The sequence below is a fragment of the Streptomyces sp. NPDC051664 genome, assembly GCF_044453545.1.
GTDB lineage: Bacteria > Actinomycetota > Actinomycetes > Streptomycetales > Streptomycetaceae > Streptomyces.
Map to the genome: position 1 here is coordinate 520545 of NZ_JBITCU010000003.1, position 13753 is coordinate 534297.

A 13753-nucleotide genomic window follows, 5' to 3' on the forward strand; every position below is an offset into this window, starting at 1 on the left:
TGGGGCAGCATGGCTCCGAGGAAAGGAGCCGATGATGGCCCTGTTCAAGAAGCGCACGGTCGGCAAGCCGGGCGAGTGGTACTACTGCCTGGTGCACCAGAAGGTCGAGGAAGGCCCCGAGTGCCCCGCGAAGGACCGGTTCGGCCCCTACACCTCCCGTGAGGAGGCACAGCACGCGATGGACACGGCGAAGGAGCGGAATCTGGAGTGGGAGAACGACCCCAAGTGGCACGACAACGCCACGCCTCCGGAGACCGACGCGTAGGTTCCGGCCCGTCCGGCAGCTGCCCCGGGGCTCCGGCCCCGGACCCTGCTCCTCACACGCCGGAGGGGCTGGACCGCCGGCGCCGCACCGCGTCCGCGTCCGTCTCGGAGTCGTACGTGAGGAGCTTCGGCAGCGCCGCAGCCAGCAGCGCGACCGAGGCCACGCACGCCACCCCGCCCGTCCAGACCGCGGTCCGCGTGCCCGTCCAGCCCGCCATCGCGCCCGCCCGTACCTGGCCCAGCTGCGGCCCCACGCTGTACGAAAGCACCTCGATGCCCGCCAGTCGGCCGCGCAGCTCCTCCGGGATGGTCTGGTTCCAGATCGTGGAGCGGCCCAGACCGCTGAGCATGTCGCCCGCGCCCGCCACCGCCAGGCAGACCAGCACCAGCCACACATTGCTGAACCACCCGGCTGCCGCGATCGCCAGCCCCCAGGCCGTCGCCCCGAACACCACGAACAGCCCGTGCCGCCGCACCCGTGACGTCCAGCCGCTGGTCAGGCCCAGCACCAGCGAGCCGACCGACCCCGCCGCGTACATCAACCCCAGTGACCACTCGGCGTCCAGCTCGTCCGCCAGGAACGGGAAGATCGTGTTCGGGAAGGCGAAGAACATCGCCGCCAGGTCGATCGCGTACGTCCCCAGCAGCACCGGTCGGCTCCAGGCGTACCCCGCCCCCTCGGCGATGCCGCGCAGCGACGGTTTCCGTGCGTGCTCGGCGGGCGGTGCGGGCGCCAGCCGCAGACAGAGGAGCACGGAGACGGTGAACGTGACCACGGTGACCGTGTACGCCGTGGCGTGCCCCGCATAGGCCACCACCAGACCCGCCACCGCCGGGCCGGTGATCGCGCCGAACTGCCAGCGCAGCGAGTTCAGCGCGGCGGCCGCGGTGAGCTGGTCGTGCGGCACGATCCGGGCGATCAGGGAGTCCAGCGCGGGCCGCTGGAGCCCGGCGAGCGCGGAGACGCCGCCCGCGACGAGATAGAGAGGCCAGAGCATCGGGTCGGGCAGCGCGGCATTCACCAGGAGGACGAGCGCGAGCAGCCCCAGCCCCGCCTCGGTGCCGAGGATCACCTTGCGGCGGTCCGCGGAGTCGGCGAGCGCCCCGCCGTACAGACCGAAGACGACCAGCGGCACCAGCTCCACCGCACCCATCGCGCCGACGGCGAGCGGCGAACCGGTGAGTTCCTTGATCTGGAGCGGCAGCGCGATCAGCGCCATGAAACTGCCGAAGTAGGTCACCAGGCCCTGGACCCACAGCAGCCGGAAGTCCGCCGAGGAACGCCAGGGCGAGAGGTCGGGCAGGAGCGCGGAGAGCCTGGCGGGCAGGGCGGTGGCAGAGGTCACGAGGGGTCATGGTCCGGCGCCGTACGTGCCCTGTGCAACCGGTTTTGCCGGGGCCTGCGGCGGCCTCGACCTCGTCACCAGCGCGCGGGCGGCGGCGCGGTCAGCTGGTCGGCGAGCCGGGACAGCCGGTCCCGGAAGCGACGGCGGCCGCGCGGTGCGGGGACGCTGTTCTCCCCGGCCGCCGCGCTCACCAGATGCTGCACGGTGTCCAGGTCCACATCGTCGCGGCAGGTCACCGCGAGGGTCTCATGGGCGAGCCCCCGCACCTCCGGATCGCCGTTGTCCAGCGACAGCACCGTCGCCCCCGCCCGGCGCGCGTCGTGCACCCGCTCCAGCAGCCCGTCCCCGGGCCGCTCCGGAGCCACCAGGAACAGCGTCTCGCCCCGCCCGGCCGCCTCGATCCGGCCCAGACCGACGGCCAGATGCGCCGGATCGCCCGGCTCCACCCGGTGCCGTACGAGCGTGGGCGCCAGCTCCGGCAGCCCGGACCAGGTGGACTCGTCGACCAGATGGGCCGCCAGGTGCCACGGCTCGTACGCCGCCGTCCCCACCAGCAGCAGCCCGCCGCCGTGCGGAACGACGGACGACCGGAGGGCCCCCGCGAACCGGCGGGCCGCCGCGGGCCACTCGGTCCCGGCGAGCACTTCACGGAGCAGGGCGACGCGTACGGCATCCATGGCCCGGCATCATGCCGCAGGACCCGTACCCCGCACCGGCGAACGGCACCGAACCAGCCGAACGGGGGCAGACGCAGTGACGGATGTCGCACGGGTGACACGCTGCGTTCCCCTCCATGGCGCGCAGTAGTGTCGGGCCCATGACTACGAATGACAGCGGCAGCGCGCCCAAGCCCCCCGCCAAGGACCCCTGGGACCTTCCCGACGTATCCGGGCTGACCGTCGGCGTGCTCGGCGGCACCGGCCCGCAGGGCCGCGGTCTCGCCTACCGGCTCGCGCGCGCCGGGCAGAAGGTGATCATCGGCTCCCGCGCCGCCGACCGCGCCCGGACCGCCGCCGACGGGCTGGGCCTCGGCGTCGAGGGCGCCGACAACGCCGAGTGCGCCCGCCGCAGCGACGTCGTGATCGTCGCCGTGCCGTGGGACGGCCACGCCAAGACCCTGGAGTCGCTGCGCGACGAGCTCGCCGGGAAACTCGTCATCGACTGTGTCAACCCACTCGGCTTCGACAAGCAGGGCGCGTACGCCCTGAAGCCCGAGGAGGGCAGCGCCGCCGAGCAGGCCGCCGCCCTGCTGCCCGAGTCCCGGGTCACCGCCGCCTTCCACCACCTCTCGGCGGTGCTGCTCCAGGACGAGACGATCGAGGAGATCGACACAGATGTGCTGGTGCTGGGCGAGGCCCGCGCCGACACCGATCTCGTGCAGGCGCTCGCCGGCCGGATCCCCGGTATGCGCGGCATCTTCGCGGGCCGGCTGCGCAACGCCCACCAGGTCGAGTCGCTGGTCGCCAACCTGATCTCGGTCAACCGCCGCTACAAGGCGCACGCCGGGCTGCGCACCACGGACGTGTGAGCCGCACCCTGCGGAGAGCGGAATGGGGCATGAGGGACACTGGACGGGACCACGCGCCATCCCGGACAGGAGCTGCCCCCCATGCCCCGCCTCGCTCTCTACGCCCTCGCCGTCTGCGTCCTGGCCGTCGGTGCGGCCGTGATCTCCTTCGTCCAGGGCACCTGGCTCGGGATCATCTGGGTGCTGCTGGCCGGACTCTCCTCCAACATGGCGTGGTACTACCTGCGCAAGCACCGCGCGGAGACCGCCGCCGGATGACCGCGGCCGGACGCCCCTGAGGGCAGTCCGTAATCCCTGGCGGGCGCACGACGGCAGCTACGGCACCTCGCAGCGTTGCCGGAACGCCCGAATACGGCCGGTACGATGACGCCCCTCCGCCTTGCGATGCACCGCATCCGACGCCGCGTGCTGATCCACCAGGGATTACGGGACAGCCCTTAACCGACGGCGCAGGACGGATTCGACTGCTGCCAGAACTGGTAGGCGTCGAAGCCGCAGTACGTGTCGAACTCGCTGACGCCCAGCGACTGCAGCAGGCCGTGGATCGCGTCGAAGAAGACGGTGTTGACTTCGGGGATCCACAGCAGCCCGAACACCGCGAACAGGCCGAACACCGCGAACGGCTCCACCTGGCGGCGGATGCCGTACGACAGCCACGGCTCGATCACCCCGTACCCGTCCAGCCCCGGGACCGGTAGGAAGTTCAGGATCGACGCGGTGACCTGGAGCAGCGCCAGGAACGCCAGCGCGTACCGGAACCCCAACGGGACACCGTCCAGCGCGTGCAGCCAGAACGGCGCCGTGCAGACGACCGCGAACAGTACGTTCGTCAGGGGGCCCGCCGCCGAGATCAGGCTGTGCTTCCAGCGGCCGCTGATCCGGTTCCGCTCGATGAAGACCGCGCCACCGGGCAGCCCGATCCCGCCCAGGATCACGAACAGCACCGGCAGGACGATGCTCAGCAGCGCATGGGTGTACTTGAGGGGGTTCAGCGTCAGATAGCCCTTCGCCCCGATCGAGATGTCCCCGCTGTGCAGTGCGGTGCGCGCGTGCGCGTACTCGTGCAGACAGAGCGAGACGACCCAGGCCGCCGTGACGAAGAGGAAGATCGCAAGCCCCGGCGGCTCGGCGAAGTCCGTCCACACCGCCCAGCCCGAGACCGCCATGACGGCGGCGATCCCGAGGAAGATGGGACTGATTCGCCGGTCGCTGCGGGCAACTGCGGTGGTCATCAGCGGACTCCAAGTGGCTCGGCGGCAGAGGGTGGAGCGCGTCACGGGCGGGACGAGTCCCGACCGTACAGTCGACACGGCGGAAACGACTCGCATCCGGGTGGTGGTTCCGGACAGGGTGGATACATGACGAGCAATACCGGGGAACCGTCGGGCGACGCCGAGGGCCGGAATGGATCGCCGCTGCCGGGAGTCTGTCCGATTCCCGATTCCGGTCACGGAGAATAGGGACGTGCGCTACAGCATCCTCGGCACCACGCAGGCACTCCACGACGACGGCACGGCCGTCGCCATCGGTGGGGCGCGGCTGCGCGCCCTGCTGACCGTTCTCGCGCTGAGCCCCGGCCGTGCGGTCCCGGCCGCGGTGCTCGTCGACGAGGTGTGGGACGGCGAGCCGCCCGCCGACGCCGTGGGCGCCCTGCAGGCGCTCGTCGGCCGGCTCCGGCGGGTTCTCGGCCATGAGGCCATCACCTCCGCCGAGAGCGGCTACCGGCTTGCCGCCGACCCCGACGCGGTCGACCTGCACCGCTTCGACCGGCTCACGGGGGAGGGGGTGCGGGCCCTGGAGTCGGGCGATCCGGCCAAGGCCGTCACCGTCCTCGACGATGCGCTCGCCCTGTGGCGGGGCCCGGTCCTCGCCGATCTGCCCGACCGCGGCGTCGTCGCCGCCCGCTGGGCGGCCCGTCGGCTGGACGCCCGGCGCACCCGGCTCGCCGCGGTGCTGGCGCTGGGCCGTGCCGACGAGGTCCTGCCGGAACTGGTCGCGCTCTGCGCCGACCACCCGATAGACGAACCGCTCCAGGCGCTGCGCCTGCGGGCGCTGCGGGACGCCGGGCGTACGGCGCAGGCATTGGCGGCGTACGAGGAGGTACGCACCGTACTCGCCGACCACCTCGGCACGGACCCGGGCCCCGAACTGCGGTCCCTGCATGCAGAGTTGCTTCGCCAGGAACCGGCGCGGGCACCGTCGAACCGAGGGGCCGGACAAGGGCGGGCGCCCGCGCCGGGTCGCACGCCCGGGCCCGGTCGGACACCCGGACAGGGCCCGGCTGCTGCGCCGCGCCACGCGCCTGCGCCGAACCGGCCGCCGCTGGCGGACCCGACTGCCGTGTCCAACCCTGCCCCCCGACCGGCCCGTACCCCGGCGCCCGCCCCTGCCCTCGCCCACGACGGCCCCCCGGCCCCGTACGCCCCCGCCGCCCCTCACGGCAACCTGCGCGCCAGGCTCACCAGCTTTGTCGGGCGCGAGGCCGATATCGAGGCGCTTCGGGACGACCTCGCGCAGGCCCGGCTCGTCACCCTCCTCGGGCCCGGAGGTGCGGGCAAGACCCGGCTCTCCCAGGAGACCGCCGAATCCGTCGCACCCGGCTGGCCGGACGGTGTCTGGCTGGCCGAGCTCGCACCCGTCGACGACCCGGACACCGTCCCCGCAGCCGTACTGACCGCGCTCGGCGCCCGCGAGACCGTGCTGCGCGGCGCCGGCGCCGAGGAGCTCCGGGCCGCCGAGCGCGGCGCGGGCGACCCGCTCGTCCGGCTCACCGAGCACTGCTCCCGGCGCCGGATGCTGCTCCTCCTCGACAACTGCGAGCACGTCATCGAGGCCGCCGCGGCACTCGCCGACCATCTGCTCGTCCACTGCCCGGACCTCACCGTCCTGGCCACCAGCCGCGAACCCCTCGGCGTGCCGGGCGAGTTCGTCCGTCCCGTCGACCCGCTGCCCGACCCGATGGCGCTGCGCCTGCTCGCCGACCGCGGCGCAGCCGCGAAGCCGGGCTTCCGGATCGACGCGGACGACGAGACCGCGGCCGCCGCCGCCGAGATCTGCCGCAGGCTCGACGGACTGCCGCTCGCCATCGAGCTCGCCGCCGCTCGGCTGCGGATGCTCAGCCCGCGCCAGATCGCGGACCGGCTCGACGACCGGTTCCGCCTGCTGACCAGCGGCAGCCGCACCGTCCTGCCGCGCCAGCAGACCCTGCGTGCCGTCGTCGACTGGTCCTGGGACCTCCTCGACGCGCCCGAACGTGCCGTCCTGCGCCGCCTGTCCGTCTTCGCCGGCGGCTGCACGCTGACCGCGGCCGAGGCGGTCTGCGCGGACCGGCCGCAGGATGCGCGCGAGGTCGCCGGGGTGCTCGGTTCGCTCGTCGACAAGTCCCTCGTCGTCGCCGCACCCGCCGACGACGGAGAAATGCGCTACCGGCTGCTGGAGACCGTCGGCGAGTACGCCGCCGAGCGGCTCGACGAGGCAGGGGAACGGGCCACCGTCGAGCGGCACCACCTGGTGTACTTCCGGGAGCTGGCCCGTACCACCGACCCCCTGCTGCGCGGCGCCGGGCAGCGGGCCGCCATCGACCTCCTCCAGCGGGAGTACGAGAATCTGCGCACCGCGCTGCGCCACGCCGTCGCCGTCCGCGACGAGCAGGAGGTGGTCTGCCTGGTGCTCTCGCTCGCCTGGTACTGGCAGATGCGTGATCTGCGCGCCGACGCCCTGCACTGGGCCGACGCGGCCGCCGCGCTGGGTCCGGACCCCTTCGCCCCGCCGGCCCGGCCCGCCCCCTCCATCCGGGAACGCTGCACCGACGCGCCGCCGCCGATGGGTCCGGAGCTGCTCCAGGAGGCGCGGCGCGGGATCGCGCTGATCCAACTGGTCAGCATGGACCATGCGTTGGACGAGTGGACCAACGAGAAGAGCATGGCGCGGCTGCGTGTCATCGCCGCCACCTACCGGGCGGGCCAGCCGCAGACCTGCCGAGCCCCGGCGTCGCTCTGGTTCTTCGCGGTCATGCTCACCGGGGGCGTCGAGGACCTGCGCGGAATGCTGGACGAAACGGTCCGTGCCTCCCGCGAGTTGGGCTACGGGTGGGAGCTGGCCGCAGCGCTCCAGATGCGCGCCAATGTGCTGGCCAACCGCCCCGACTGGTCCGGCGAGGCCCGCGTGGACGCCGACGAGAGCCTGGAGATCTTCAGCCGGCTCGGTGACGACTGGGGCGCCGCCGAGTCGCTCTCCTCCCGCGGGGAGGCCAACGAGCGGCGGGGCGATTACACCCGCGCGGCCGACGACTACCAGGCCGCCATCGGCTACGCCGAGCGGCTCGGTGCCCAGTCCCAGGTGGCGGTGCTCCGTACCCGGTACGCCTCCGCGCTGACCGAACTGGGCCGCGGCGCGGAGGGCGAGGCGATCCTGCGCGAGGTGCTCGCCGAGGGGCGGGCGGCGGGACACGAGGCGATGCCGTTCGCGCGTCTCTTCCTCGCCGTGCATCTGGGCAGCACCGGCCGCGTCGCCGAGGCCCGTGAACAGTACGCCGTGCTGCGCGAGGAGTTCAGATCGCAGACCCTGGCGATCTTCGAAGGGTTCGTGATGGGCGGGCAGGCCTGGCTGGACAACCAGGAGGGGCTGTACGCAGACGCCCTGGTCCGGAGCCGGCAGGCGCTGGAGCGGTCCGGGGACCGGCTGGCACAGATGGTGGCGCCCCAGATGTCCGTCATCAACCTCGTCACCCTCGCGCGGGCCCTGGCCGGGCTCGGCGGCGAGCGCCGGGCGGCCCTCGCCGCCCGGCTGCTGGGCGCGGGCAGTGGTCTGCTGCCGAACGGCCATGTGCCGACGACGACAGAGCGGAGGAACTACGCCGAGGCGGAGGCGGCGGCCCGCGCCGTTCTCGGCGAGGCCGGCTACGAGGCCGCGTACGCCGAAGGCGATGGCCTCGGACTGGACGAGGCCATCGCCTTGGCGGACGCGTTCCGGGAATGAACCGGAGCGGCCGTCAGGTCTTCTTGCGGAACTTGGCGACCGCGAGCGGCGCCATCACCGCGGTGATGACCACGGTCCAGCCGAGCGTCACCCACACCGAGTGGGCGACCGGGCCGCCCATCATCAGGCCGCGGGCGGCGTCGGCCAGATTGGACAGCGGGTTGTAGTCGGTGAACGTCTGGAGCCAGCCGGGCATCGTCCTGGTCGGGGCGAAGATCGACGAACCGAACTGGAGCGGCATCAGCACGAGCATCCCCATTCCCTGAACCGCCTGGGCCGTCTTCATGGCCAGTCCGAGCAGGATGAAGATCCACATGATGGCGGCGCCGAACACCGCCGACAGTGCGATCGCCTCGATCAGCCCGAACCACGAGGCCTGCAGCTCCATGCCGAGCGCGAAGCCCATGCCCAGCAGGATGAACGTGGCGACCATCATCCGGCCCAGCTCGACCACGATCTTTGCGATGAGCACCGAGGAGCGGGCGATCGGCATCGTGCGGAACCGGTCCATGACGCCCTTGCGGAAGTCGTCGTTGACGCCGGTGCCGACCGCCATGGCGATGTTCATGCCCATCATCGCCATCAGACCGGGGATCAGGTAGTTGAGATAATCCTGCCGGTCGCCGCCCATGCTGCCACCGACCGAGCCGCCGAAGACGTACACGAACAGCAGCGTGAAGATGATCGGCATCAGGAGCGCGTCGAACATCGACTCCGGATCCTTCTTGATCTGGAGCAGGTTGCGCCGCACCAGTGCGCCGATGTGGCGCAGATTGGCCCGCAGCCCGATCCGGCCCTCGTCGTGGAGCTTCTTCGCCGGGGCGGGATCGGCCGCGTCGGTGGGCGTGGGCGTCAGAGTCGTCGTGCTCATGCGGCGACCTCCTGGGGGATCGTGTCGGTGGCGGACGTGGACTTGCCGCCGGTGATGGCCAGGAACACCTCGTCCAGGCTGGGCAGCGCGGTGGCGACATGGGCCAGCGAGAAGCCGCGGGTGCCGAGCAGCCCGATGACCGCGGTCAGCTGCTCGTCGCTGAGGATCGGCACGTAGAGCAGTCCCTCGTCCGGGACGGCCTGTGCGCCCGCGACCCCGTCCAGTCCGGTCTCCCTGAGCGCCTGGGCCATGGCGGCCAGCTGTGCCGGGTCCGAGGGCCGGATCTGCAGGGTGCGGCCGCCGACCTTCGCCTTGAGCTCGTCGACCCCGCCACGGGCGATGATCTTGCCCTTGTCGATGACGGTGAGCTCATTGGCGAGCTGCTCGGCCTCTTCCATGTACTGGGTGGTGAGCAGGACGGTCGCCCCCTCCGCGACCATCCGCTGCACCTCGTCCCAGACCTCGTTGCGGGTACGGGGGTCGAGCCCGGTCGTCGGCTCGTCGAGGTACAGCACGGCCGGGCTGCCGATCATCGAGGCGGCCAGGTCGAGACGGCGTCGCATGCCGCCGGAGTAGTCCATCGCGGCCTTCCTGGCCGCGTCGGTGAGCGAGAACCGCTCCAGGAGTTCGTCGGCGCGGGACCGCGCCTGCTTGCGCGGGAGATCGAGCAGCCGCCCGATCATGTAGAGGTTCTCCCAGCCGGAGAGCTTCTCGTCGACCGAGGCGTACTGCCCGGTCAGGCCGATGGTGCGGCGCAGCTGGCGGGGCTGCTTCACCACGTCGTAGCCCGCCACGGTGGCGTGCCCGGCATCGGGGAGGACCAGGGTGGACAGGCAGCGTACGAGGGTGGTCTTGCCGGCGCCGTTGGGGCCGAGCACACCGAGGACGGTGCCCTCGCGCACGTCGAGGTCCACGCCGTCCAGTGCCTTGGTCTCGCCGTAGTGCTTGACCAGCCCCCGTACCTCGACGGCGTTGCCGCCGGTCCTGGGGTTCTTGTCGATTCGCGTCATGCCCACTATGGGAACACCCGCCACCGACAGTCCACCGACATTCCGCCGACAGGGTGCCCGGGCCGCACCTACAGGCTGCCGATACACGCCGACAGCCCGCCGATGGGGGAAGTCGGCGGGCTGTCGTGGTGCGGGCAGTGGTCAGTGATCCCCCGGAGGGGACAGGCCCTAGTGGAAGGTGTGTTCCGGCGCCGGGAACGTGCCGCCGACGACTTCGTCCGCGAACTCCTTCGCCGCGTCGCCGAGCACCTTGCGCATGTTCGCGTACTGCTTGGTGAAGCGCGGCACCTTGCCGCCGGTCAGCCCGACCATGTCGGTGTAGACCAGCACCTGGGCGTCGGTGTCCGGACCGGCGCCGATGCCGACGGTCGGGATCTGCAGACTGCGGGTGATCTCGGCGGCCACCTCGGCCGGTACGAGCTCCAGGACGACGGCGAACGCCCCCGCGTCCTGTGCCGCCTTGGCGTCCCGGATCAGCCGGTGCGCGGCCTCGTCGCTGCGGCCCTGCACCCGGTAGCCCATGGTGTTCACAGACTGCGGGGTCAGTCCGAGGTGCGACATGACCGGGATGCCGGCCGATACCAGCAGCTCGGTCTGCGCGAGCGAACGCTCGCCGCCCTCCAGCTTCACCGCACCCACGCCGGCCTCCTTGACCAGCCGGGTGGCGTTGCGCAGGGCCTGGACGGGCCCTTCCTGGTACGCCCCGAAGGGCAGGTCTCCGACGATGAGGGCGCGCTTGGTGCCCCGTACGACCGCGGCGGAGAGGATGGCGATCTCGTCCATCGTGACGGGCACGGTGGTCTCGTAGCCGAGATGACAGTTGCCCATGGAGTCGCCGACGAGCATGACCGGGATGCCGGCCTCGTCGAAGACGGACGCGGTCATCGCGTCGTAGGCGGTCAGCATGGGCCACTTCTCGCCACGCTCGGTTGCGGCGGCGATGTCATGGACGGTGATGCGGCGGGTGCTCTTGCCTCCGTACAGCGCCTTGCTGCTGTCGGTGGGGGCCTCCGCGGGGGTTGCGGGCTGGTTCTGCGCAGCCTGAAGCGTCATTGCCAACGGCTCCTTCGTCATCTCGAGGCGCCCTGACGGCGTCCCCGGACCGGTTCCATGGTGGCATCCCGGGCCGTCCTCGGGAAGTGGGCCTGCTCGGCAAAGACTTTCCAATACGAGACGGTCTCGTATCGAAACAGGGCTAGGCTCCCTGTCATGTCGATACCGTCCGGCCCTCCCGCGGCCGCGTCCCAAGTTCCCGAAGCGATCCACCGTCGCCGCTGGGCGATCCTCGTCGTTCTGATGTTCAGCCTGCTCATCGTGGTGCTGGACAACTCGATCCTGAACGTCGCGGTCAAGACCATCGCATCCCCGGCGCCCACCGGGCTCGGAGCCACCCAGAGCGAGCTGGAGTGGGCTATCAACTCCTACACGCTCGTCTTCGCCGGACTGCTCTTCACCGCCGGTCTGCTCGGTGACCGCATCGGACGCAAGAAGGTCCTGCTCTTCGGCATCCTGCTGTTCGGTATCGGCTCGGCCCTCGCCGCGATGTCCGGCTCGCCCGGCGAACTCATCACCTGGCGCGCCGTGATGGGCTTCGGCGCCGCGTTCGTGATGCCCGCCACCCTCGCCATCCTGATGAACGTCTTCGAGCGCGACGAGCAGCCCAAGGCGATCGGCATCTGGGCCGGCAGCGTCGGCCTGGCCATCGCCATCGGCCCGATCACCGGCGGACTGCTGCTCGAACACTTCTGGTGGGGCTCGATCTTCCTGGTCAACGTCCCCGTGGTGATCGTCGCGCTGATCGCGATGGTGGTGCTGGTGCCGGACTCCAGGGACCCGAAGCCGGGCCGGATCGACCCCCTCGGCGTCGTACTCTCCATCGTCGGCCTGGTCCTGCTGGTGTTCGGCATCATCCGCGGCGGCGAACTCGCCGACTTCGCCGACCCCGTCGTGCTTCTGTCGATCATCGGCGGCCTGGTCGTCCTGGCCGGCTTCGTCTGGCACGAGAAGCGCAGCAGTCACCCGGCCATCGATGTCTCGTACTTCAGGAACGGGGCGTTCTCCGCCGCTGTCGCCGCCGTGGCGCTGGTCTTCTTCGCGCTGATGGGGGTGACCTTCTTCTCCGCCTTCTACCTGCAGAGCGTGCGCGGCTACAGCGCCCTGCAGTCCGGTCTGCTGATCGTGCCACTGGCCGCCGCGCAGATGATCTTCGCGCCGCGCGCCCGGCTGGTCGTCCAGCGGTTCGGCGCCCGTGCGGTGTGTACGGCCGGGATGCTGCTGGTCGCGGCCGGACTGCTGGCCTTCACACTGTTCGACGCCGATACGCCCGTCTGGGTGCTGTGCGTGGTCTTCTTCGTCCAGGGCACCGGCATGGCGCACGTCATGCCGCCCGTCACCGTCGCCGTGATGCAGGCGCTGCCGCGCGAGAAGGCCGGCTCCGGCTCGGCCATCAACAACACCTTCCGGCAGGTCGGCGGGGCGCTCGGGATCGCCGTCCTGGGCTCGGTGCTGTCCACCGTCTACCGCGGTGACATCGAAGGCCACCTCGGTGCGCTGCCGGCCCCGGCCAGGGACGCGGCGGGGGAGTCGATCGAGGCGACGCTCGGCATCGCGGAGAAGCTCGGCCCGGCGGGCCGGCCGCTGGTCGCCGCGGCGAACGACGCGTTCCTCGGCGCCATGCACGTCACCGCCGTCGGCTCCGCCTCCGTCGCGCTGATCGGCGCGCTGGTGGTCGGCCTGTTCCTGCCGGGCAGGCCGCCCGTCGAGCAGCCGGCCGGCGAGGGCGAGAGCGACAGCCGCGAGGGCGAGCGCACGGTGCCCGCGGGCGGACCGATGAAGACCACGGCCGCCGACAGCTGAGAACGGCCGCCCCGGGCAGCCCAGGACACTCCCGGGCGCCCGGGGCGTCGAGCGGGACACCGCCCATGTCGGCGAGAATCGGGGTGGGGGAGGCGGACGGGTGCGGCGAGAGGTGGAACCACGTGCAGATGCAGGACGAGGAGCTGGAACCGCGGCGCGGCCGACCGCGCAGCGTGGCTGCCGAACGGGCCATCCTGGACGCCGTCGTCGAACTTCTGGAGGCCGGTGAACCGCTGGCCGGCCTGTCCATCGAGCGCATCGCCCGGACCGCGAAGGTCGGCAAGGCGACCATCTACCGGCGCTGGAGCGGCAAGGAAGAGCTCTTCGTCGACGTACTGCGCGACATCGAACCCCCGGAACCGACCGTCTCCGGCACCGCCGGGCTCACCGATCTGCGGCTGATGCTGGAGTCGCTGCGCAGGCGCGGACTCGCCCAGCGCTCCTCGGTCTTCCTCCACAACGTCTTCGTACAGATGAAGAGCCACCCCAAGCTGTGGACCGAGTACCACTCCACGGTGATCGAACCCCGCCGCGTCGCGATGCGGGCCGCCGTGCAACGGGCGGTCGACGCGGGGGAGCTCCGGGCGGACCTGGATGTGGAGCTGATGGACGACCTGTTCGTCGGCCCCATGCTGGTACGGACCATTCACCGGCCCGATGCGCCACTGCCGGAGGATCTCGCCGACCGCATCATCGGGGCCCTGGTCGAGGGCCTGGCGCCACGGCCCGCCCCCGTCCCCGAACCCGCACGAGCCCCCGCCGCATCCGGCAAAAGCGCAGGCCACGGCTGACTCGCCCGGATCCGACCGAGTGTGCGCGTTCTGTCACAAGGCCCCGCGGAGCCCTTCCGGCCGGAACCCGCCGGTCCACGTCCTTCGTCCTTGTGGCAGTACAGCCGTCG

Annotated in this window: 12 protein-coding genes; 6 read left to right on the top strand and 6 right to left on the bottom strand. The window is 71.7% G+C overall.

Annotated elements, in window-relative coordinates:
- The first annotated feature begins 34 nt into the window (after positions 1-34).
- Entirely contained in the window at positions 35-265 is a 231-nt protein-coding gene (locus ACIA8E_RS08660; protein WP_030926153.1) for a hypothetical protein, read from the top strand.
- A gap of 52 nt (positions 266-317) precedes the next feature.
- Here ACIA8E_RS08660 and ACIA8E_RS08665 read toward each other — a convergent pair whose 3' ends face one another.
- Positions 318-1610 carry an MFS transporter gene (locus tag ACIA8E_RS08665; RefSeq protein WP_399295884.1) on the bottom strand — a complete coding sequence of 431 codons (1293 nt, stop codon included), beginning with the start codon at positions 1608-1610 and terminating at the stop codon, positions 318-320.
- A gap of 74 nt (positions 1611-1684) precedes the next feature.
- A complete protein-coding gene (locus tag ACIA8E_RS08670; RefSeq protein ID WP_399295886.1) occupies positions 1685-2287 on the bottom strand; it encodes a hypothetical protein in 603 nt (200 codons plus the stop codon).
- 140 nt (positions 2288-2427) lie between these two features.
- On the opposite strand from ACIA8E_RS08670, the gene npdG reads away from it, so the two are divergent.
- Positions 2428-3138 carry an NADPH-dependent F420 reductase gene (gene npdG / locus ACIA8E_RS08675; RefSeq protein WP_399295888.1) on the top strand — a complete coding sequence of 237 codons (711 nt, stop codon included), beginning with the start codon at positions 2428-2430 and terminating at the stop codon, positions 3136-3138.
- 81 nt (positions 3139-3219) lie between these two features.
- Complete coding sequence (locus ACIA8E_RS08680; protein WP_267005466.1) at positions 3220-3396, top strand: hypothetical protein; 177 nt, start codon at positions 3220-3222, stop codon at positions 3394-3396.
- Positions 3397-3575: 179 nt separating this feature from the next.
- On the opposite strand, the gene ACIA8E_RS08685 is transcribed toward ACIA8E_RS08680, so the two are convergent.
- Positions 3576-4370 (bottom strand): site-2 protease family protein, encoded by a 795-nt coding sequence (locus ACIA8E_RS08685; RefSeq protein ID WP_399295890.1) that lies wholly within the window; start codon positions 4368-4370, stop codon positions 3576-3578.
- 232 nt (positions 4371-4602) lie between these two features.
- Here ACIA8E_RS08685 and ACIA8E_RS08690 point away from each other — a divergent pair, with 232 nt between their 5' ends.
- Positions 4603-8115, top strand: coding sequence for an AfsR/SARP family transcriptional regulator (locus ACIA8E_RS08690; protein ID WP_399295892.1), 3513 nt, complete (start codon positions 4603-4605; stop codon positions 8113-8115).
- A gap of 13 nt (positions 8116-8128) precedes the next feature.
- Here ACIA8E_RS08690 and ACIA8E_RS08695 read toward each other — a convergent pair whose 3' ends face one another.
- The 3 genes from ACIA8E_RS08695 to panB form a co-directional block, all read right to left on the bottom strand.
- Complete coding sequence (locus tag ACIA8E_RS08695; protein WP_399295894.1) at positions 8129-8986, bottom strand: ABC transporter permease; 858 nt, start codon at positions 8984-8986, stop codon at positions 8129-8131.
- Positions 8983-9996, bottom strand: a complete 1014-nt coding sequence (locus tag ACIA8E_RS08700; RefSeq protein ID WP_399295896.1) for an ATP-binding cassette domain-containing protein — start codon at positions 9994-9996, stop codon at positions 8983-8985. Before ACIA8E_RS08700 ends, ACIA8E_RS08695 begins: the two co-directional genes overlap by 4 nt.
- A gap of 168 nt (positions 9997-10164) precedes the next feature.
- Positions 10165-11049, bottom strand: coding sequence for a 3-methyl-2-oxobutanoate hydroxymethyltransferase (gene panB, locus ACIA8E_RS08705; protein ID WP_326603331.1), 885 nt, complete (start codon positions 11047-11049; stop codon positions 10165-10167).
- Between the two features lie 156 nt (positions 11050-11205).
- Here panB and ACIA8E_RS08710 point away from each other — a divergent pair, with 156 nt between their 5' ends.
- Positions 11206-12852: an MFS transporter gene (locus ACIA8E_RS08710; protein WP_399295899.1), complete on the top strand. Its 1647-nt coding sequence runs from the start codon at positions 11206-11208 to the stop codon at positions 12850-12852.
- Between the two features lie 128 nt (positions 12853-12980).
- The gene (locus ACIA8E_RS08715) at positions 12981-13643 is read left to right on the top strand and encodes a TetR/AcrR family transcriptional regulator (RefSeq protein WP_399296049.1); all 663 of its coding nucleotides are present in this window, start codon (positions 12981-12983) and stop codon (positions 13641-13643) included.
- The last annotated feature ends 110 nt before the right edge of the window (positions 13644-13753 follow it).